The following is a 19,495-nucleotide window of genomic DNA, read 5'->3' as shown; positions in this document are numbered from 1 at the left end:
GTAACGGTGAGGTAAATTTTCTCTGAGATGTTTGCATGTGGGCCAGTCCCCTGAGCCGATATTTCAAAAAAACAGAATGTGACGCTCCGTAACCTGTGAGCATGCTCGGTCCGTCCGAGAAGCCTGATGGTTGCGACGGCATATTCACCTTGAACCAAGGGTTCAAGGGTTACAGCCTACGGCGGCATCTCGGAGATCTCTCTTCTGTAGTCCCTGTGTACTACCCTGTTCGTCCCGGTATTTTTCCCCGACTGTCATGTTATAGTTGCTGCTACAGCGACTTATCCGGCGGGGAAACCATGTCTGAACCTTCTCAGCGACCCAATGCAATCCAGCCTCAACGCCAGGCAATTCGCCAGCACGTCCGCCATTTACGGCGCGCACTAACCGATGAGCAGCAAACCCTGGCCGCTGAGCAGCTTGCTGAACACGCCCTGAATTACGCTCCACTGACTGAAGCGCTCAATATCGCCCTGTTCCTGTCGGTGGATGGCGAGCTCAATACCCGTCCGCTGATTGCCCGTCTCTGGCATCTGAAGAAAGCGGTTTATCTGCCAGTATTACACCCCTTTTCCCCCGGTAATTTGTTATTCCTGCGCTACTCACCCGATACCCTGCTGCGCAAAAATAAACTCCATATTCCCGAGCCGCCGCTGGATATCCGGCAGTTGATCACCCTCGATCAGCTGGATGTGATGATGGTGCCGCTGGTGGCTTTTGATCAATATGGACAACGTCTGGGAATGGGCGGCGGTTTTTACGATCGCACGCTGCAGAACTGGCGACAGCATGGTTTCCTGCCGGTCGGGCTGGCGCATGACTGTCAGTGTGTCGATAGCCTGCCGGTTGCGGAGTGGGATGTGCCGTTACCAGCGGTGCTGACGCCGTCAAAGCTGTGGCAGTGGGAGTAAGATAGCTGAGCAAAAAAAGAGGCGCACAGCGCGCCTCTTGCTGTTTCTGACGCTTAGTAAAGCAGACGAGCGCGAATGGTGCCGGGAATCGCCTTCATCAGCTGTAACGCTTTATCAGCCAGCTCTGGCTCAGCATCGATATCGATGACCACATAGCCCATAAACGGCGACGTCTGCAGATACTGAGCGGCAATGTTGATGCCCTGCTCGGCAAAAATCTGGTTGATAGCGGTCAGGACGCCTGGGCGGTTTTCATGGATGTGCAGCAGACGGCTGGCGCTGGCGCCGTGCATCGGCAGTGACACTTCCGGGAAGTTAACCGCTGACAGCGTGGAGCCGTTATCGGAATATTTCGCCAGCTTACCAGCGACTTCGATGCCGATATTCTCCTGCGCTTCTTCGGTCGATCCGCCAATGTGCGGAGTCAGGATGACGTTATCAAATTCACTGAGCGGCGAGATGAAGGGATCGCTGTTAGTGGCAGGCTCGACCGGGAACACGTCGATGGCTGCGCCGCCAACCTGTTTGCTGGCCAGTGCGTCACACAGCGCCGGGATATCCACTACCGTGCCGCGCGAGGCGTTAATCAGCAGCGCGCCAGGCTTCATCTGTGCCAGCTGTTCAGCACCAATCATATCCTGGGTGGAGACCGTCTCCGGCACGTGCAGGCTGACCACATCGCTCATATTGAGCAGATCCGCCATATGGCGTACCTGGGTCGCGTTGCCCAGCGGCAGCTTGTTTTCGATATCGTAGAAGAAAACGTGCATTCCCAGGCTTTCGGCCAGTACGCCGAGCTGCATACCGATATGACCATAGCCGATGATGCCCAGCTTCTTGCCGCGCGCCTCAAACGAACCTTTGGCATTTTTGTTCCAGATACCACGATGGGCTTTGGCATTGGCTTCCGGGATACCGCGCAGCATCAGCAGCATCTCACCAATTACCAGTTCCGCTACCGAGCGGGTATTGGAGAACGGCGCGTTAAACACCGGGATCCCGCGGCTGGCTGCGGCCTGCAGGTCAACCTGGTTGGTGCCAATGCAGAAGCAGCCGACCGCGACCAGCTTTTCAGCGGCGGCAAAAATCTCTTCAGTCAGTTGGGAGCGGGAACGGATACCAATAAAGTGCGCATCACGGATCGATGCTTTTAACGCGTCAGCGTCCAGCGCGCCCTTGTGGAATTCGATGTTGGTATAGCCTGCAGCCCGCAGGTTTTCCAGCGCGCTCTGATGGACACCTTCCACCAGCAGGAACTTAATCTTGTCTTTTTCCAGTGATACCTTTGCCATTTCCCGACCCTATTCAGAATTCAATGAGGACTGCCATAAGCCAGCCTTCTGTCAAAATATCAAAAAATACGCCTGCGGCAATACAAACGATTGCCTGTGCGACAGCACGGCAAGGCTTTGCAGCAGCACATTGCCGTACAAAATCGTGATGTCTGCGATGAAGGGAGAACGAACCCGCTGTGGATGACGCTAATGTGACATAAGTCACCAAATTTCACCCTGGCGAGAAAAGCTGTTTTTCAGACAGAAACCCCCGGCGCCGCTTCGACGCCGGACAGATCATTTTTTGATGGTTTTCACCCCGTCAGGTCCGCCAATCAGCGCGATATCCGCGCCGCGTGCGGCGAACAGGCCAACGGTAACAACGCCTGGCAAAGCGTTGATCGCTTTTTCCAGTTCAATCGGGTCGAGAATACGCAGATTATGCACGTCGAGAATAATATTGCCGTTATCGGTGACCACGTTCTGCCGATATTCCGGTAAACCGCCGAGCCTGACCAGCTGACGCGCCACATAGCTGCGCGCCATCGGGATCACTTCGACCGGCAGCGGGAAACGACCCAGCACGTCTACCTCTTTTGAGGCATCAGCGATACAGATAAAGGTTTCAGCCACCGCGGCGACGATTTTCTCACGCGTCAGCGCAGCCCCACCGCCTTTGATCATCTGCATCTGCGGATTGATCTCATCAGCACCATCAACGTAAACCGACAGAACATCGATCTCGTTCAGATCGAACACCTGAATACCGAGGCTTTTCAGCTTTTGGGTTGAGGCGTCAGAGCTGGAGACCGCGCCCTCGATCTGATGCCTGACCGTCGCGAGCGCATCAATAAAATGGGAGGCGGTCGAGCCGGTGCCAACGCCGACAACCGTACCGGGCTTAACGTAATCGAGTGCAGCCCAACCTACGGCTTTTTTCAGTTCATCCTGGGTCATGGTATGTTTAAAACCTGTGCGACAACGAAGTGCGCGTAGTATAAAACAAGGCTTACTGAAAATGCTCGGGTGACAGGCGCGGATTTATCGCTTTGGAAGCCAGACCACAAAAACACGCGGTCACTTACCGGTGACACTTTTGTGGCATAGTAACGTCCACCCTGAAGGAGAGAGAATAACAATGAAACGCCCCGATTATCGTACGCTTCAGGCGCTGGATTCAGTGATTCGTGAACGCGGTTTTGAACGCGCCGCACAAAAATTATGCATCACGCAGTCGGCGGTTTCGCAGCGCATCAAGCAGCTGGAGAACCTGTTTGGTCAGCCGCTGCTGGTGCGTACCGTGCCGCCTCGCCCCACCGAGCAGGGTCAGAAGCTGCTGGCGCTGCTGCATCAGGTTGAGCTGCTGGAAGAGGAGTGGCTGGGCGATGAGAACAGCGGTACCACGCCGCTGCTGCTGTCACTGGCGGTCAACGCCGACAGTCTGGCGACCTGGCTGCTGCCCGCGCTGAAAGATGTGCTGGCCGACTCGCCGGTACGGCTCAATTTACAGGTAGAAGATGAAACCCGGACCCAGGAGCGTTTACGCCGCGGCGAAGTGGTGGGTGCAGTGAGTATTCAGCCGCAACCGCTGCCGAGTTGCCTGGTCGATCAGCTGGGTGCGCTCGACTATCTGTTTGTCGCCTCCCGCGATTTTGCTGACCGTTTCTTCCCCAACGGCGTCACCCGTTCTGCCCTGCTGAAAGCGCCTGCCGTAGCCTTTGACCACCTGGATGATATGCACCAGGCGTTTCTGCAACAGAACTTCGATCTCTCGCCGGGCAGCGTGCCCTGCCACATCGTTAATTCATCGGAAGCCTTTGTGCAGATGGCTCGACAGGGTTCGACCTGCTGTATGATTCCGCATCTGCAGATTGAGCGTGAGCTGGCGAGCGGTGAGCTGATTGATTTGACGCCGGGCCTCTATCAGCGCCGGATGCTTTACTGGCATCGCTTTGCGCCGGAAAGCCGTCTGATGCGGCGGGTGACCGATGCGCTGATTGCGCATGGACATCGCGTGCTGCGTCAGGATGACGTTGCCGCGTAACCAGAGAAAACGGGGCTGAGGCCCCGTTTTGCATTATGGCGTATTCGGTTTGAGCTCAAACACCACATCGACCTGATCGTCAAAGTTGATGCTTTGCTGATCGTAGGTTTCCTGCGCCGAGGTATCGGCTGCCGCAGCGGCCTTATACATACGGTTCATCGGCATCGGCTGATAGTTAGCGACCTGATAGCGAATGCTGTAGATCGAGCCCAGCTGCGCATTAAAGCCGGCTGCCAGCTCTGACGCCTGCTGAGTGGCATTTTTGATTGCTGCTTTGCGGGCCTGTTGTTTATAACTTTCCGGGTTTGCCACGCCTAACTCAACGCTGCGTACTTCGTTCAGGCCGGATTTCAGCGCGCCATCCAGCAGATCGTTGAGTTTATCCAGCTGACGCAGGGTAACCTGCACCTGACGCACCGCACGATAACCTTTCAGTACCGATTTACCCTCTTTGGTGTAATCGTATTCCGGCTGGGTGCTCAGGTTGGCCGCATCAATATCTTTCTTCTCGATGCCATTCTTTTGCAGGAAATCGAAATATTGTGCCACCCGGCTATCGGCCTGCTTTTTCGCATCAGCAGCATCTTTTGACGATACGTTTACCACGATAGATAAGGTGGCGATATCCGGACGGGCATCAACCGTTGCCTTGCCAGAGGTCACGACATGCGGCCCATTCGGCAACTCATCAGCTTGTACGCTGGGCAGTGCCCCGGCGCTCATTATGGCGGCCAGAGCCAATGCTTTCAGTTTCATGAAAGTCCTCCTTGAAAAGGTCAATATGACGGCTTCCAACAGGCGAAGCCCAAAAGCGCATCGGTATGCGCCATGCTTTGAGTGGTCATTATGGCAAAAGTTCGGCCTCAGCGCGGCAATAACCGTTGCCTGTTCGCGCTGAGTTTAAAAACCGGCCATGCCCTGACGCGCCAGCTGCAGGGCGATAAACCACATCACCGCGCCCACCAGCAGGTTAATAATGCGCTGTGCTCTGGCGGTTCGCAGCCGTGGCGACAGCCAGGCGGCCAGCAGTGCCAGGCCAAAAAACCACAGCACCGAGGCGCTGATGGTGCCCAGCGCAAACCATTGTCGGGCGGCATTGGTCGGCAACTGGCCGCCCAGGCTGCCGAGCACTACAAAGGTATCAAGATAGACGTGCGGGTTAAGCCAGGTCACCGCCAGCAGCGTCGCGATAATGCGTCCCCTGCTCTGCTTCAGCGGCTGGCTGTCGTCTGAATCGACGCTGTGGCTGAAGGCGCTACGCAGCGCGCCCCAGCCATACCAGAGCAGAAAGGCTACGCCCGCCCAGGTGATCATCATCAGCAGCAGTGGCGACTGGCTCAGTAAGGCGCTGCCGCCAAAGATCCCGCCACTGATCAGCAAAATATCGCTCAGGGCGCACAGCGAGGCGGTCATCAGATGATACTGCCGTTTTACGCCCTGATTCATCACGAACGCATTCTGCGGACCCAGAGGCAGGATCAGCGCAGCGCCAAGAGCAAGCCCTTGAAAGTAGAGAGATAACATCAGATAACTTCCCGAATAACTGAAGATGGGAAGGAGTATAAAGAGGCGATGAGATTAGCGGAAATGGAAAAAATTAATCAGCGATTAGCAAAATGAATGGGCGGCGAACGCCGCCCACTGACGGGTTACTGCGGCTGCGTCGGGCTTTGCAGCTGCGGCACCGTGGCGTCGGGTGACCGGACGCGATGCAGATGCACGTCCATCTGCGGATAAGGAATACCGATGCCTTTGCCATCCAGCGCCCGCTTGAAGTTCTTCAGCAGGTCCCAGTAGACGTTCTGCAGGTCACCGCTGTTGCTCCAGCAGCGCACCACAAAGTTCATTGATGACGCGGCCAGCTCATTCAGACCGACCTGTACACCCAGGTCCTGCAGGACGCGGCTGTCTGCATCGACCACTTCACGTAACAGGGTCAGCACCTCGTCCACATCAGCTTCATACGAGACGCCAATAATGAACTCATTACGTCGAACCGGTTCACGGGAAAAGTTAACGATATTGCCGGTAATAATCTTGCCGTTGGGTACCACAACACGTTTGCCGTCAGCGGACTTGAGTGTGGTTGAGAAGATCTGGACATTCATCACCGTTCCCATAATGCCGCCAAGATCGACAAATTCGCCGGCACGGAAATGGCGGAATATCACCAGCAGCACGCCCGCCGCCAGGTTAGAAAGAGAGTCTTTTAACGCCAGACCCACGGCCAGACCTGCCGCACCCAGAATGGCAATCACTGACGTTGTCTGTACGCCAATGCGTCCTAACGCCGCAATAAGTGTGAAGGCGATGATGCCGTAACGAACCAGCGCAGAAAGGAAGTCAGCCACCGTGGTATCGATGTGTCGCGCCTGCAACACCCGATTTGCCGTATTGGAGATAATGCGTGCAATCATCATCCCGACGATAATGATCGCAATGGCTGCGACGATATTGACCGCGTAGCTGATCAACAATTCCTGATTGCGAATTATCCAGTTGCCTGCATTGTTGAGTTCATCAATCATGCCCGTGTCTTGCATGTAACCACCCTGTAATAGTATCCCCAAGGGAAACGACAAAACATTGCCAGACCTTGTCTGACAATCCCTGACAAAAGGGTAAACAATAAATGGGCCAGTGCCAAACCTGGCGGCGGTTTGCTTCGCTTTTGCCAAAAAAAAGAGAAAAAAAAGGCCCTTTCGGGCCTTTTTTGTACGCTAACTCACCGGCTATTACAGCACGTCGACCGCGTTGAGCTCTTTAAACGCCTGCTCCAGACGGACCACCATAGAGGCCTGGGCTGAACGCAGCCAGACGCGTGGGTCATAGTATTTTTTGTTTGGCTTGTCAGCGCCTTCCGGGTTACCCAGCTGCGACTGCAGATAGCCTTCGTTCTTTTTGTAGTACTGCAGGATGCCGTCCCAGGTCGCCCATTGGGTATCGGTATCGATGTTCATCTTGATCACGCCGTAGCTGATAGACTCTTCGATTTCTGCAGCAGAAGAACCTGAACCACCGTGGAAAACGAAGTCCAGCGCGTTGTGCGGCAGACCGTGTTTTTCACACACATATTTCTGCGAATCGCGCAGAATGGTTGGGGTCAGTTTAACGTTGCCTGGCTTGTAAACGCCGTGGACGTTACCGAATGACGCCGCAATGGTGAAGCGCGGGCTGATGGCATTCAGTTTTTCGTACGCGTAGTTCACATCTTCTGGCTGGGTGTAGAGAGCAGACGCGTCCATGTGGCTGTTGTCGACGCCATCTTCTTCACCACCGGTGCAGCCCAGTTCGATTTCCAGCGTCATGTCGATTTTCGCCATGCGCGCCAGGTACTTGCTGCTGATTTCGATGTTTTCTTCCAGTGACTCTTCAGACAGGTCAATCATGTGAGAAGAGAACAGTGGCTTACCGGTTTTCTTGAAATGCTCTTCGCCTGCGTCCAGCAGACCGTCGATCCACGGCAGCAGTTTCTTCGCGCAGTGGTCAGTGTGCAGGATAACCGGCACGCCATACTGCTCAGCCATCAGATGCACATGGTGTGCGCCAGCGATAGCACCGAAGATGGCAGCGCCCTGTGGTTTTTCAGTCTTGAAGCCTTTACCGGCGATAAATGCGGCACCGCCGTTAGAGAACTGGATGATGATCGGCGCTTTAACTTTCGCCGCTGCTTCCAGTGCCGCATTGATAGAGTCGGAACCGACGCAGTTTACAGCTGGCAGTGCGAATTTGTTCTCTTTCGCAACTTTGAAGATCTTCTGTACGTCATCACCAGTGACAACGCCGGGTTTTACGAAATCAAAAATTTTAGACATGATTGTGTCCTGTTTCGTGACCGTTGATCCCCATTGGGGACCTCGATTTAAACGCCCTGACGGGCAAGACTTCAGGCGATGCCACCCGGCATCGCCCCCAAAGGATTACTGCTTCGCACGCTCTTCCAGCATGGCAACGGCTGGCAGTTTTTTGCCTTCCACGAACTCCAGGAATGCGCCGCCACCGGTCGAGATGTAGGAAATTTTATCTTCGATACCGAACAGATCGATGGCCGCTAAGGTGTCACCGCCGCCGGCAACAGAGAACGCTTCGCTGTCAGCAATGGCGTTTGCCACGATTTCGGTACCTTTACGGAAGTTCGGGAACTCAAAGACGCCAACCGGACCGTTCCACAGGATGGTTTTCGCATCCTTCAGAATGGCCGCCATCGCCTGAGCGGTTTCGTCACCGAAGTCCATAATCTCTTCGTTATCCGCTACTTCCGAAACCTTTTTCACGGTTGCCGGGGCAGTTTCAGAGAATTCCGTGCCAACGCGGGAATCGGTTGGAACCGGAATGCCATACTGGTCACGCAGGCCTTTCGCCGCTTCAACGAAGTCTGGCTCATACAGTGATTTGCCGACGTTGTTGTCGATCGCCACGAAGGTGTTGGCGATGCCGCCACCGACGATAACGGTGTCAGCAATTTTCACCAGCGACTGCAGTACGTCAAATTTGGTAGAGACTTTAGAACCGCCCACGACTGCGACCAGCGGACGCTCCGGGTTGCTCATCACTTTACCCAGTGCTTCCAGCTCTGCTGACAGCAGCGGACCGGCACAGGCGATAGGGGCAAATTTGCCGACGCCGTGGGTAGAAGCCTGCGCGCGGTGCGCGGTGCCGAATGCATCCATCACGAACACGTCGCACAGGGCAGCGTATTTTTTAGACAGCGCTTCGTCATCTTTCTTTTCGCCTTTGTTAAAGCGAACGTTTTCCAGCACCACCAGTTCGCCAGCGCCCACTTCAACGCCGTCGAGGTAATCTTTTGCCAGGGTCACATTGGTGCCGCTCAGCTTCTCTTTCAGGTAGTTAACTACCGGCAGCAGCGAGAACTCTTCGGTGTATTCACCTTCGGTCGGACGACCCAGGTGAGAGGTAACCATCACTTTCGCGCCCTGTTTCAACGCCGCTTCGATGGTAGGCAGTGAAGCACGGATACGTGCATCAGACGTCACTTTCCCTTCTTTCACTGGTACGTTGAGATCGGCGCGGATCAGAACGCGTTTGCCAGCAAGATCCAGATCGGTCATCTTAATTACAGACATGGTGAACCCTCTCGTTGATTCTCATAAGTTTTGCCGGGCGCAAACCGCGCCCTACCTGAAACCGCTTGCGGCCATCGCTAACGTCGTGTCGAGCATTCGGTTAGCAAAGCCCCATTCGTTGTCACACCAGACCAGCGTCTTGATCAGGTGTTGACCGCTGACCCGCGTCTGGGTGCCGTCCACAATGGCACTGTGCGGATCATGGTTAAAATCGACTGAGACTAACGGTAATTCTGTATAGTCAACTATACCACGAAATGCCCCTTCTGCCGCGCTTTGCAACAAGGCGTTAACTTCACACGCCTTCACTGGCTGGCGTACAGAAACGCTGAGATCAATCGCCGTCACGTTAATCGTCGGCACGCGCACAGCAATCGCTTCAAAGCGATCGTTGAATTTCGGAAAAATACGGGTAATGCCGGCCGCCAGACGGGTATCCACCGGAATGATCGATTGGCTGGCCGCGCGGGTACGGCGCAGATCGCTGTGATAAGCGTCGATCACCTGCTGATCGTGCATCGCCGAGTGGATCGTGGTGACAGTGCCGGATTCAATGCCAAAGGCGTCATCCAGCAGTTTGATGACCGGAATAATGCAGTTGGTGGTACAGGAAGCGTTTGAAACGAGACAATCGGTGGCTTTCAGCAGCTGCTGGTTAACGCCATAGACGACGGTGGCGTCGAGATCGTTGCCACCAGGATGCGAGAACAGCACTTTCTTCGCGCCCGCCTGCAGATGCGCTTCGCCATCGGCGCGTGAGCCATAGACGCCCGTGCAATCCAGCACCACGTCGACATCGAGTTCGCGCCACGGCAGATCGGCAATCTCAGCCCGATGTAAAATGCGCAGCGTATCGCCCCCGACCCACATCACATCGCGCTCCTGACGCACGTCAAAGGCAAAACGGCCATGGCTGGTGTCATATTTCAGCAGATGCGCCATGCCGGTGGCTTCAGCCAGCTCATTAATGGCGACCACGCTGATCTCAGCCCGACGGCCGGTTTCATACAGCGCGCGCAATACGTTGCGTCCAATACGGCCAAACCCGTTTATTGCTACCCGTATGGTCATCTCTCTCCTGCCACGTCAGACGGAAAAAACGTGCCGTTAGCCTGAGCGCTTCGCTGTAGTTTGTACAGGAGAATCTTACCCGGCATTGTCTGAAACCGGGGTGATTTGCCCGGCAACTGAAACGGTTCAGCCACAATAATGGATGGAAGGAATAACAGGAATGATTGTGATCAATCGGACTGCTTATATTTGGATCTGCGTCACAAAACAGAGCAAAAGTGCATTATTACTACAGGAATAAAACAGCAAAAGGGACGCCTGACGCGCCCCTTTATTTAATCAGGCGGCTATTACCCCGCCTGACGGCGATTACGCCAGCAGCGCTTTCGCTTTGGCGACCACGTTGTCGACGGTGAAGCCGAACATTTCAAACAGCTGATCGGCCGGAGCAGATTCGCCGAAGCTGGTCATGCCGACGATAGCGCCGTTCAGACCGGTATATTTGAACCAGTAATCGGCGATACCCGCTTCGATAGCCACGCGTGCGCTAACGGCTTTCGGCAGAACGGATTCACGGTAAGCGTCACTCTGCTTGTCGAATGCATCAGTTGACGGCATAGAGACGACGCGAGCCTTACGGCCTTCGCTGGTGAGTTTATCCCACGCGCCTACTGCCAGTTCAACTTCTGAACCGGTAGCGATCAGGATCACTTCAGGCGTACCGTCGCAATCTTTCAGCACGTAACCCCCGCGCGCCACGTCAGCCAGTTGCTCAGTGCTGCGTTCCTGCTGCGCCAGGTTCTGACGAGAGAAGATCAGCGCTGTCGGGCCATCTTTGCGCTCGATGGCATATTTCCACGCCACCGCCGATTCCACCTGGTCACACGGACGCCACAGGCTCATGTTCGGCGTGGTACGCAGGCTGGCCATCTGCTCGACCGGCTGATGCGTCGGGCCATCTTCACCCAGACCGATTGAGTCGTGGGTATAAACCATGATCTGACGGATCTTCATCAGTGCTGCCATACGCGCTGCGTTACGCGCATATTCAACGAACATCAGGAAGGTCGCGGTGTATGGCAGGAAACCACCGTGCAGTGCCAGACCGTTCGCAATCGCGGTCATACCAAATTCACGCACGCCGTAATGGATGTAGTTACCGGCGGCATCTTCATTGATTGGCTTAGAGCCAGACCAGATGGTCAGGTTGCTGGGAGCCAGATCGGCTGAGCCACCCAGATATTCCGGCAGAATTTTACCAAAGGCTTCGATGGCATTCTGTGACGCTTTACGGCTGGCGATTTTGGCCGGGTTAGCCTGCAGCTGCTCGATGAACTTCTGCGACTCCTGCTGCCAGTTAGCCGGCAGTTCGTTGCTGACGCGACGTTTGAACTCGGCTGCCAGCTCTGGATGCGCCTGCGCATAGGCTGCGAACTTCTTATCCCAGGCCGCTTCTTTCGCCTGGCCCGCTTCTTTCGCGTCCCACTCAGCGTAGATATCAGAAGGGATAACGAACGGTGCGTGTTCCCAGCCCAGCTGTTTGCGGGTCAGGGCCACTTCATCATCGCCCAGCGGTGCGCCGTGTGAATCATGGGTGCCCGCTTTGTTTGGTGAACCGAAACCGATAACGGTTTTGCACATCAGCAGCGACGGCTTATCGCTGACGCTTTTCGCTTCGTCGATCGCTTTGGCAATCGCATCAGCATCGTGACCATCAACGCCACGCACTACGTGCCAGCCGTAGGCTTCAAAGCGTTTTGCGGTGTCATCCGTAAACCAGCCATCAATGTGACCGTCGATGGAGATGCCGTTGTCATCATAAAACGCCACCAGTTTGCCCAGCTTGAGGGTACCGGCCAGCGAGCAGACTTCGTGTGAAATCCCTTCCATCATGCAACCGTCACCCATGAAGACATAGGTATTGTGGTCTACGATGTCATGGCCCGGACGGTTGAACTGCGCCGCCAGCGTACGCTCAGCAATGGCGAAACCGACCGCGTTCGCGATGCCCTGGCCCAGCGGGCCGGTGGTGGTTTCAACGCCTGCGGTGTAGCCATATTCCGGGTGACCTGGAGTTTTTGAGTGCAGCTGGCGGAAGTTTTCCAGTTCGCTCATCGGCAGATCGTAGCCGGTGAGGTGCAGCAGGCTGTAAATCAGCATTGAGCCGTGACCATTGGAGAGCACGAAGCGGTCGCGGTCAGCCCACAGCGGGTTAGTTGGGTTGTGATTCAGGTAGCCGCGCCACAGTACTTCAGCGATGTCCGCCATGCCCATCGGGGCACCCGGATGTCCCGATTTAGCTTTCTGTACTGCATCCATACTTAACGCGCGAATGGCGTTGGCAAGCTCTTTACGAGAGGGCATTTTCTACTCCAGGTCGGATTAATGCTTCGCGCCTTAACTTATTGTTATTAATCAGTTATCGGGCAAAACAAGGAAAAAGTTGCAGATCAATGTACATGAAAATCATGGCAAAAGTACATGCCGTAAAACGCTAAATGTGCCCGCTTCGTCTGGCTTTTCCGGCGATGTCTGCTAGCAAAGTGCCGGATGGCGCGCTATAACCGAATCGTTTAAACATCTGGCGGTGTTTCAGGTGTTTGTTTTTCTTACCTTGTTATGAATGGGATATGGAATGAAAATCCAACAAACTGTGTTAGCTCTTGGGCTGGCAACGCTGCTGAGCGGCTGTCAGGGTTTAGACAATAATGCGTTGATGCAGTCGGGCGCGCAGGCCTATCAGGCCTATACCCTGAGCGATGATCAGGTGAAGCAGCTCAGCGATCAATCCTGTGAGCAGATGGATAAAGAGAACCAGATTGCACCTGCCAGCAGCGAATACCAGCAGCGTCTGAACAAGATCGCCGCCGCGCTGGGCGACAACATCAACGGCGTACCGGCCAATTACAAGGTGTACCAGACCAAAGATGTCAACGCCTGGGCGATGGCAAACGGCTGTATCCGCGTCTACAGCGGCCTGATGGATATGATGACGGACAATGAAGTGGAAGGCGTGCTGGGCCATGAGATGGGCCACGTCGCGTTAGGTCATACGCGCAAGGCGATGCAGCTGGCTTATGCCACCACCGCCGCACGGACCGCAGCGGCGTCAGTGGGCGGCGTGATTGGATCGCTGTCGCAGTCGCAGCTGGGGGAAATGGGCGAAAAACTGGTCAACGCCCAGTTCTCGCAAACCCAGGAGACGCAGGCGGATGATTACTCCTACGATCTGATGAAGAAGCGCAACATCGACCCAATGGGGCTGGCGACCAGTTTTGAGAAGCTGGCAAAATTAGAACAGGGACGTCAGAGTTCAATGTTCGATTCGCATCCGGCTTCTGAGGCGCGCGCCCAGCATATCCGTGAGCGTATTGCGGCAGACGGCAAGTAAATCCGCCTCTGAGCGCGCATGCATCTGGCGTGTGCGCTCAGCCATACGACGTTCGCTAGCGCTTAAATATCTGATCCACCATCGAGCCTAAATCCAGCTTATTGTCATGCAGCGCCTGTTCATCCATTTGGCCCTGCGGCGACATTTTATCGATCAGCTGCGGCAACAGCGCCGCCAGCGTACCCGACGCCCCTTTCACATCGGTGCCGAGTTTGTCCGCCAGTGACTGCAGTTCATCCTGGCCAAAGGCAGACTGAATCTCACTGTGGCCTACCGGATGGTTATCGCCGGTGCCGATCCACGAACTGAAGATCTCGCCTAATCCGCCCTGCTGGAATTTATGCAGCAGCACCTCAATACCGCCCTGCTCCTGCACCCAGTGCCAGACTGCCTGCAACTGCCCCGGCGGATGCCCTTCACTCTGGTGGCCATCCAGCGCACCAGCCAGTTCATCAAGAAAGCCCATGATTATCTCCACTACGCCATTTTTACGCTGTAAGTTTAGTTGCAGATAGGGGTTCGCGCCTGACGGTTGCCCGTCGGGGCCAGAAGGGAATCAATCGGATCACCGCAAAGAGAGGAACATCACTGCAGCGGCGTCTGCCCATCGGACAGGACGCCGTGTTCAGCACCTGCCGGATCAGCGCCGGCAGGCATCAGGCATCAGCCTTTGTTTACCGCCTGCACATGCAGCATATCCAGCGCCAGCGTCGCGGCGGCCAGCGCAGTCAGATCGGCGTGGTCGTAGCCTGGCGCCACTTCCACCAGATCCATACCGACGATATTCATGCCCTGCAGACCGCGAATCAGCTTGGTGGCTTTATCGGTGGTCAGTCCGCCAATCACCGGCGTGCCGGTACCCGGCGCATGAGCCGGATCGAGACAGTCGATATCAAAGGTCAGATAGACTGGCAGATCGCCGACGGTGCGTTTCACTTCGGCCAGGATGTCATCAACGCTGCGGTCGTTAACCTGCGCCGCATCCAGCACGTTGAAGCCCAGGCTCTTATCAAACTCGGTACGGATACCAATCTGGACCGAGTGTTGTGGATCGATCAGGCCTTCTTTCGGCGCGGTGAAGAACATGGTGCCGTGGTCGAAGGTCGGGCCGTTAGAGTAGGTATCGGTATGGGCATCGAAATGGACCAGCGCCATCTTACCGAAGTGCTTCGCATGCGCGCGCAGCAGCGGCAGCGTCACGTAGTGATCGCCACCAAAGGTCATCATGCGTTTGCCGTTCGCCAGCAGTTTTTCAGCATGGGCCTGCAGTTTGTCAGAGAGATCCTGCGAGTCGCCAAAGGCATAGACCAGATCGCCGCAGTCCACCACGTTCAGACGCTGACGCAGATCGAAATCCCACGGCCAGCGGCAGCCTTCCCACGCCAGGTTAGTTGAGATCTGGCGGATAGCGCCTGGGCCCAGACGGCTGCCCGGACGGCCCGAGGTAGCGGCGTCAAACGGCACACCGGTAATTACCCATTCAGCGTCGCTGTCGTAGGGCTGGAAGTTGAGCGGGAAGCGCATGAAACCAAAGGCGTTTGACACCAGGGAGTTGTCGTACTGGTTGCCGAGGGTATTGTACATAGTTCGTCCTCTCTGTGGGCATCCGTCGGGCCAGGCCCGCGAGCCATTGAGCTATAGATGAAAAAAATCCCCTCCGCGTCGTTAGGCCCGACGAGGAAGGGATGGTATGCGTCAGATTATCGACATTTCACCGGCAACTGCAATATCCGTTGCCCGGCAATCTGAACCGATTACTCGTCTTCTAAGTAGGTGTAACCGTACAGGCCGCTCTCGAACTCTTCGAGGAACTGAGCACGCAGCTCCTCATCCAGATCGGAGGCCTGCACCTGGTGACGGAACAGCGCCATCAGTTCGTTCGGATCGAGCTGCACGTAGCGCAGCATATCTGCAACGGTGTCGCCTTCATCCGACAACTGGACTTCAACATCACCATTTTCACGGGCATAAACATCCACCGCTTCGGTATCACCGAACAGGTTGTGCATGTTGCCGAGAATTTCCTGATAAGCCCCGACCATGAAGAAGCCCAGCATCGGCGGATTATCCACGTCATATTCTGGCATCGGCATGGTGGTGGCGATGCCGTCGCCATCAACGTAGTGATCGATGGTGCCATCGGAGTCACAGGTGATGTCGAGCAGCACGGCGCGGCGCTCTGGCTTCTTGTTCAGCCCTTCCAGCGGCAGTACCGGGAACAGCTGATCGATACCCCAGGCATCCGGCATCGACTGGAACAGCGAGAAGTTGACGTAGATCTTGTCCGCCATCCGCTCCTGCAGTTCGTCGATAATCGGACGGTGCGCACGGTTGCTTGGATCGAGATGCTGCTGAATGTAGTGACAGATGCTCAGATAGAGCTGCTCAGCCCAGGCGCGCTGCTTGAGATCGTAAGTGCCGGAGGAGTAACCGGTATGGATATCAAACAGATCCATCTGGCTGTCGTGCAGCCATTCACGCAGCGAACGACGGGTGTTCGGCTCGTGCATCTCCTGCCAGGTTTCCCACATGCTGACAATCGGGCGTGGTGCATCAGCATCCGGCGTTTCCGGCTTGCTGAACTCATTGCGCTCAACGCCGATGATGTTCGAAACCAGTACCGTGTGGTGTGCCGTTACCGCACGGCCCGACTCGGTGATCACCGTCGGATGCTCAAGGCCATGCTCATCACAGGCATCGCCAATCGCCCAGATGACGTTGTTGGCATATTCGTTCAGGCCGTAGTTCACCGAGCAGTCAGACTGCGAGCGCGTTCCTTCGTAATCCACGCCCAGACCGCCGCCGACGTCGAAACATTTAATGTTAACGCCCAGCTTCGCCAGTTCAACGTAGAAGCGCGCCGACTCACGCACGCCGGTGGCGATGTCACGAATGTTGGCCATCTGTGAACCGAGGTGGAAGTGCAGCAACTGCAGGCTATCCATACGGCCCGCTTCACGCATGATCTCGACCAGCCTGAGCACCTGGGTCGCCGACAGACCGAACTTCGACTTTTCGCCACCGCTCGACTGCCATTTACCCGAGCCCTGAGAGGCCAGACGGGCGCGAATGCCAAGACGCGGCACCACGTTCAGGCGCTCCGCCTCTTCCAGCACCAGACGGACTTCGGTCATCTTCTCCAGCACCAGGTAGACCTTGTGGCCCATCTTCTCGCCAATCAGCGCCAGACGAATATATTCGCGATCTTTATAGCCGTTACAGACGATCACGGTACGGGTCTGACCGGCGTGCGCCAGCACCGCCATCAGTTCAGCTTTCGAGCCCGCTTCCAGTCCCAGCGGTTCGCCGGAGTGGATCAGCGATTCAATTACGCGTTTGTGCTGGTTCACCTTGATCGGATAAACCAGGAAGTAGTCGCCTTTGTAACCGTAGGATTCACGCGCACGTTTAAACGCGGCGTTAATTGAGCGCAGGCGGTGTTGCAGGATCTGCGGGAAGCAGAACAGCGCCGGCAGACGCTGGCCCTGCGCTTCGCGCTCTTTGACCAGTCGGGCTAAATCGACGCGCACATCCGGGCGATCCGGATCGGGACAGACACTGATGTGGCCCAGTTCGTTGACGTCGTAATAGTTGTTGCCCCACCAGGCAATGTTGTAGGTACGCAACATTTTGCTCGCATCCTGATCGTTCATTGCTACCTCCTGCATTGAGCGGAGTGCACCTTGTTCGCCAGCTGACGAACCCTTGATATTCTTTATGTCGTCAGACATCGCGAACCTCAATTTTCCGTTGAAAGATAAAACTGTTAACCGGCTTACTGGCCGCTAATCTGGAAATTCGTTGCCACATTAAACGCAATGTCCTGTTCACCTGACGTTACCGTCAGCGCGATTCACGCATGAGAGTTAAGTGTAAAACACCCTGGCCATCTCCGTTGAAACCGAAAGCATTTAACAGATTTGTATAAGAGGACCACGGATAACGTGCGTCGTTCAGCTGCGCGGCGGCAGAGAAGAGACTAAACCGTAAGGATAGTGGTACAGATTAACCGGCGCTCGTGTCGGTAAAATTACCGCATCGAACATATTGTCGGCAGGACAGAGAAAGAGATGGGAAACAGGAGACAGCCAGCGCAGCGCCGCAGCACAGGGAACCGGGAGAAGAGAAAACGTGGTTCATTACTCGTATCACCTCCGCACATGCCAGCGGCATATGGAACACAACCTGGGTGAAAGCCAGACCCTTGTCTGACGGGCGCGACGCAAACTGAGGCGTCATCCTTGCTACTGCTCTCGAAGCAGCGGCGTTTTATACAGTTTACCGCCGCAAAATGCAAAAAGATTATCGGGGAAACGCGTGCAGTGTCAGGAAATTATGCCGATAACCTTTCCAGGTAAAATGCTGAAACAGAAAAAGGGCTGGCAATTGGCTCATTCTGTAACCTAAAATAGCCGTCCAGATGGTTTTCCATCTAAACAGGTTAATATCCAGGCGGTGTTGGCCTGCTGTGCTGACACAACCTCACTGCTCGTGGCTTTGCCTGAAGGGGCGTTAAGTCAGATGATACTCACTTGCGCTATGCAGTCGAATTCAAACCATTTGTAAGGTAAAGAACAGAATGGCTAAACACCTTTTTACGTCCGAGTCCGTATCAGAAGGACATCCTGATAAAATCGCCGACCAGATCTCCGATGCCGTGCTGGATGCCATCCTTGAACAGGACCCTAAAGCACGCGTGGCCTGCGAAACTTACGTTAAAACCGGTATGGTTCTGGTTGGCGGTGAAATCACCACCAGCGCCTGGGTCGATATCGAAGAGATCACCCGTAACACCGTACGTGAAATCGGCTATGTTCATTCCGATATGGGCTTTGATGCCAATTCCTGTGCGGTTTTAAGCGCGATTGGTAAACAGTCTCAGGATATCAACCAGGGCGTTGACCGCAGCGATCCGCTGGAACAGGGCGCGGGCGACCAGGGCCTGATGTTCGGCTATGCCACCAACGAAACCGACGTGCTGATGCCTGCGCCGGTGACCTATGCGCACCGTCTGGTGCAGCGTCAGGCTGAAGTGCGTAAAAACGGCACCCTACCGTGGCTGCGTCCGGATGCCAAAAGCCAGGTCACTTTCCAGTATGACGACGGCAAAATCGTCGGCATCGATGCGGTAGTGCTTTCTACTCAGCACGCCGAATCTGTCAGCCAGAAAGATCTGCAGGAAGCGGTGATGGAAGAGATCATCAAGCCGGTTCTGCCAGCAGAATGGCTGAGCGCCTCGACCAAATACCACATCAACCCGACCGGCCGTTTTGTGATCGGCGGCCCGATGGGCGACTGCGGCCTGACCGGTCGTAAAATCATCGTGGATACCTACGGCGGTATGGCCCGTCACGGTGGTGGAGCGTTCTCCGGTAAAGACCCGTCAAAAGTGGACCGTTCAGCGGCCTACGCAGCCCGTTATGTGGCGAAGAACATTGTGGCAGCCGGTCTGGCGGATCGCTGTGAAATTCAGGTCTCTTACGCCATCGGCGTGGCAGAGCCGACTTCGATCATGGTTGAAACCTTTGGGACTGAGAAAGTCTCTACCGAGCAGCTGACGCTGCTGGTGCGTGAGTTCTTTGATCTGCGCCCGTATGGCCTGATTCAGATGCTCGACCTGCTGCACCCGATCTACAAAGAGACCGCTGCTTATGGTCACTTTGGTCGCGAACATTTCCCATGGGAAAAAACCGACAAAGCCGCACAGCTGCGTGAAGCCGCTGGCCTCTGATAACGGCGCTTTGCTGAAAACCCTGCCGCTCAGGCAGGGTTTTTTTATG

General features: G+C 55.5%; 16 protein-coding genes and 1 other RNA gene. 5 read left to right on the top strand and 12 right to left on the bottom strand.

Going from position 1 to position 19,495, the window contains the following annotated elements:
• Positions 1–16: 16 nt before the first annotated feature.
• Together ssrS and LZU96_RS04185 are read left to right on the top strand one after the other, a co-directional pair.
• Positions 17–200: non-coding RNA, 6S RNA (ssrS, locus tag LZU96_RS04190), on the top strand.
• 99 nt (positions 201–299) lie between these two features.
• On the top strand, positions 300–911 hold the full coding sequence (locus LZU96_RS04185) for a 5-formyltetrahydrofolate cyclo-ligase (protein WP_233987190.1): 612 nt from the start codon (positions 300–302) through the stop codon (positions 909–911).
• A gap of 53 nt (positions 912–964) precedes the next feature.
• Here LZU96_RS04185 and serA read toward each other — a convergent pair whose 3' ends face one another.
• Together serA and rpiA are read right to left on the bottom strand one after the other, a co-directional pair.
• The gene (gene serA, locus LZU96_RS04180) at positions 965–2,203 is read right to left on the bottom strand and encodes a phosphoglycerate dehydrogenase (protein ID WP_233987189.1); all 1,239 of its coding nucleotides are present in this window, start codon (positions 2,201–2,203) and stop codon (positions 965–967) included.
• A gap of 279 nt (positions 2,204–2,482) precedes the next feature.
• Positions 2,483–3,142 (bottom strand): ribose-5-phosphate isomerase RpiA, encoded by a 660-nt coding sequence (gene rpiA, locus LZU96_RS04175; RefSeq protein WP_233987188.1) that lies wholly within the window; start codon positions 3,140–3,142, stop codon positions 2,483–2,485.
• Positions 3,143–3,323: 181 nt separating this feature from the next.
• Here rpiA and LZU96_RS04170 point away from each other — a divergent pair, with 181 nt between their 5' ends.
• A complete protein-coding gene (locus LZU96_RS04170) occupies positions 3,324–4,229 on the top strand; it encodes a LysR family transcriptional regulator ArgP (RefSeq protein WP_009087111.1) in 906 nt (301 codons plus the stop codon).
• Between the two features lie 33 nt (positions 4,230–4,262).
• Here the strand turns inward: LZU96_RS04170 and LZU96_RS04165 are convergent, their stop codons facing one another.
• The 7 genes from LZU96_RS04165 to tkt form a co-directional block, all read right to left on the bottom strand.
• A complete protein-coding gene (locus LZU96_RS04165) occupies positions 4,263–4,985 on the bottom strand; it encodes an oxidative stress defense protein (RefSeq protein ID WP_233987187.1) in 723 nt (240 codons plus the stop codon).
• 144 nt (positions 4,986–5,129) lie between these two features.
• Entirely contained in the window at positions 5,130–5,753 is a 624-nt protein-coding gene (gene argO, locus LZU96_RS04160; protein ID WP_233987186.1) for an arginine exporter ArgO, read from the bottom strand.
• Between the two features lie 125 nt (positions 5,754–5,878).
• Positions 5,879–6,772 carry a small-conductance mechanosensitive channel MscS gene (gene mscS, locus LZU96_RS04155; RefSeq protein WP_233987185.1) on the bottom strand — a complete coding sequence of 298 codons (894 nt, stop codon included), beginning with the start codon at positions 6,770–6,772 and terminating at the stop codon, positions 5,879–5,881.
• A 192-nt stretch (positions 6,773–6,964) separates the two neighbouring features.
• A complete protein-coding gene (fbaA, locus tag LZU96_RS04150; RefSeq protein WP_233987184.1) occupies positions 6,965–8,044 on the bottom strand; it encodes a class II fructose-bisphosphate aldolase in 1,080 nt (359 codons plus the stop codon).
• Between the two features lie 105 nt (positions 8,045–8,149).
• Positions 8,150–9,313, bottom strand: a complete 1,164-nt coding sequence (gene pgk, locus LZU96_RS04145) for a phosphoglycerate kinase (RefSeq protein ID WP_233987183.1) — start codon at positions 9,311–9,313, stop codon at positions 8,150–8,152.
• A 51-nt stretch (positions 9,314–9,364) separates the two neighbouring features.
• A complete protein-coding gene (gene epd, locus LZU96_RS04140) occupies positions 9,365–10,384 on the bottom strand; it encodes an erythrose-4-phosphate dehydrogenase (protein ID WP_094120683.1) in 1,020 nt (339 codons plus the stop codon).
• Between the two features lie 309 nt (positions 10,385–10,693).
• Positions 10,694–12,688: a transketolase gene (tkt, locus tag LZU96_RS04135; RefSeq protein ID WP_233987182.1), complete on the bottom strand. Its 1,995-nt coding sequence runs from the start codon at positions 12,686–12,688 to the stop codon at positions 10,694–10,696.
• Positions 12,689–12,959: 271 nt separating this feature from the next.
• On the opposite strand from tkt, the gene LZU96_RS04130 reads away from it, so the two are divergent.
• Positions 12,960–13,715 carry a M48 family metallopeptidase gene (locus tag LZU96_RS04130; RefSeq protein WP_233987181.1) on the top strand — a complete coding sequence of 252 codons (756 nt, stop codon included), beginning with the start codon at positions 12,960–12,962 and terminating at the stop codon, positions 13,713–13,715.
• A gap of 55 nt (positions 13,716–13,770) precedes the next feature.
• Here the strand turns inward: LZU96_RS04130 and LZU96_RS04125 are convergent, their stop codons facing one another.
• From LZU96_RS04125 to speA, 3 genes are all read right to left on the bottom strand, one after another.
• Positions 13,771–14,181 (bottom strand): YidB family protein, encoded by a 411-nt coding sequence (locus tag LZU96_RS04125; RefSeq protein ID WP_233987180.1) that lies wholly within the window; start codon positions 14,179–14,181, stop codon positions 13,771–13,773.
• Positions 14,182–14,378: 197 nt separating this feature from the next.
• Entirely contained in the window at positions 14,379–15,299 is a 921-nt protein-coding gene (gene speB / locus LZU96_RS04120) for an agmatinase (RefSeq protein ID WP_010248847.1), read from the bottom strand.
• A gap of 170 nt (positions 15,300–15,469) precedes the next feature.
• On the bottom strand, positions 15,470–17,446 hold the full coding sequence (speA, locus tag LZU96_RS04115; protein ID WP_233987179.1) for a biosynthetic arginine decarboxylase: 1,977 nt from the start codon (positions 17,444–17,446) through the stop codon (positions 15,470–15,472).
• Positions 17,447–18,294: 848 nt separating this feature from the next.
• Here speA and metK point away from each other — a divergent pair.
• Positions 18,295–19,446 carry a methionine adenosyltransferase gene (gene metK / locus LZU96_RS04110; RefSeq protein WP_233987178.1) on the top strand — a complete coding sequence of 384 codons (1,152 nt, stop codon included), beginning with the start codon at positions 18,295–18,297 and terminating at the stop codon, positions 19,444–19,446.
• The last annotated feature ends 49 nt before the right edge of the window (positions 19,447–19,495 follow it).

This window comes from Pantoea agglomerans (genome assembly GCF_021397715.1).
Lineage (GTDB): Bacteria > Pseudomonadota > Gammaproteobacteria > Enterobacterales > Enterobacteriaceae > Pantoea > Pantoea astica.
This window is presented reverse-complemented; position numbering and strand designations above follow the sequence as displayed.

Coding starts and splice junctions, on each gene's coding strand:
- LZU96_RS04170 (WP_009087111.1), top strand. CDS start 3,324: ATGAAACGCCCCGATTATCGTACGCTTCAGGCGCTGGATTCAGTGATT.
- mscS (WP_233987185.1), bottom strand. CDS start 6,772: ATGCAAGACACGGGCATGATTGATGAACTCAACAATGCAGGCAACTGG.
- serA (WP_233987189.1), bottom strand. CDS start 2,203: ATGGCAAAGGTATCACTGGAAAAAGACAAGATTAAGTTCCTGCTGGTG.
- speB (WP_010248847.1), bottom strand. CDS start 15,299: ATGTACAATACCCTCGGCAACCAGTACGACAACTCCCTGGTGTCAAAC.
- LZU96_RS04130 (WP_233987181.1), top strand. CDS start 12,960: ATGAAAATCCAACAAACTGTGTTAGCTCTTGGGCTGGCAACGCTGCTG.
- LZU96_RS04185 (WP_233987190.1), top strand. CDS start 300: ATGTCTGAACCTTCTCAGCGACCCAATGCAATCCAGCCTCAACGCCAG.
- speA (WP_233987179.1), bottom strand. CDS start 17,446: ATGTCTGACGACATAAAGAATATCAAGGGTTCGTCAGCTGGCGAACAA.
- rpiA (WP_233987188.1), bottom strand. CDS start 3,142: ATGACCCAGGATGAACTGAAAAAAGCCGTAGGTTGGGCTGCACTCGAT.
- tkt (WP_233987182.1), bottom strand. CDS start 12,688: ATGCCCTCTCGTAAAGAGCTTGCCAACGCCATTCGCGCGTTAAGTATG.
- argO (WP_233987186.1), bottom strand. CDS start 5,753: ATGTTATCTCTCTACTTTCAAGGGCTTGCTCTTGGCGCTGCGCTGATC.
- epd (WP_094120683.1), bottom strand. CDS start 10,384: ATGACCATACGGGTAGCAATAAACGGGTTTGGCCGTATTGGACGCAAC.
- LZU96_RS04125 (WP_233987180.1), bottom strand. CDS start 14,181: ATGGGCTTTCTTGATGAACTGGCTGGTGCGCTGGATGGCCACCAGAGT.
- fbaA (WP_233987184.1), bottom strand. CDS start 8,044: ATGTCTAAAATTTTTGATTTCGTAAAACCCGGCGTTGTCACTGGTGAT.
- LZU96_RS04165 (WP_233987187.1), bottom strand. CDS start 4,985: ATGAAACTGAAAGCATTGGCTCTGGCCGCCATAATGAGCGCCGGGGCA.
- pgk (WP_233987183.1), bottom strand. CDS start 9,313: ATGTCTGTAATTAAGATGACCGATCTGGATCTTGCTGGCAAACGCGTT.
- metK (WP_233987178.1), top strand. CDS start 18,295: ATGGCTAAACACCTTTTTACGTCCGAGTCCGTATCAGAAGGACATCCT.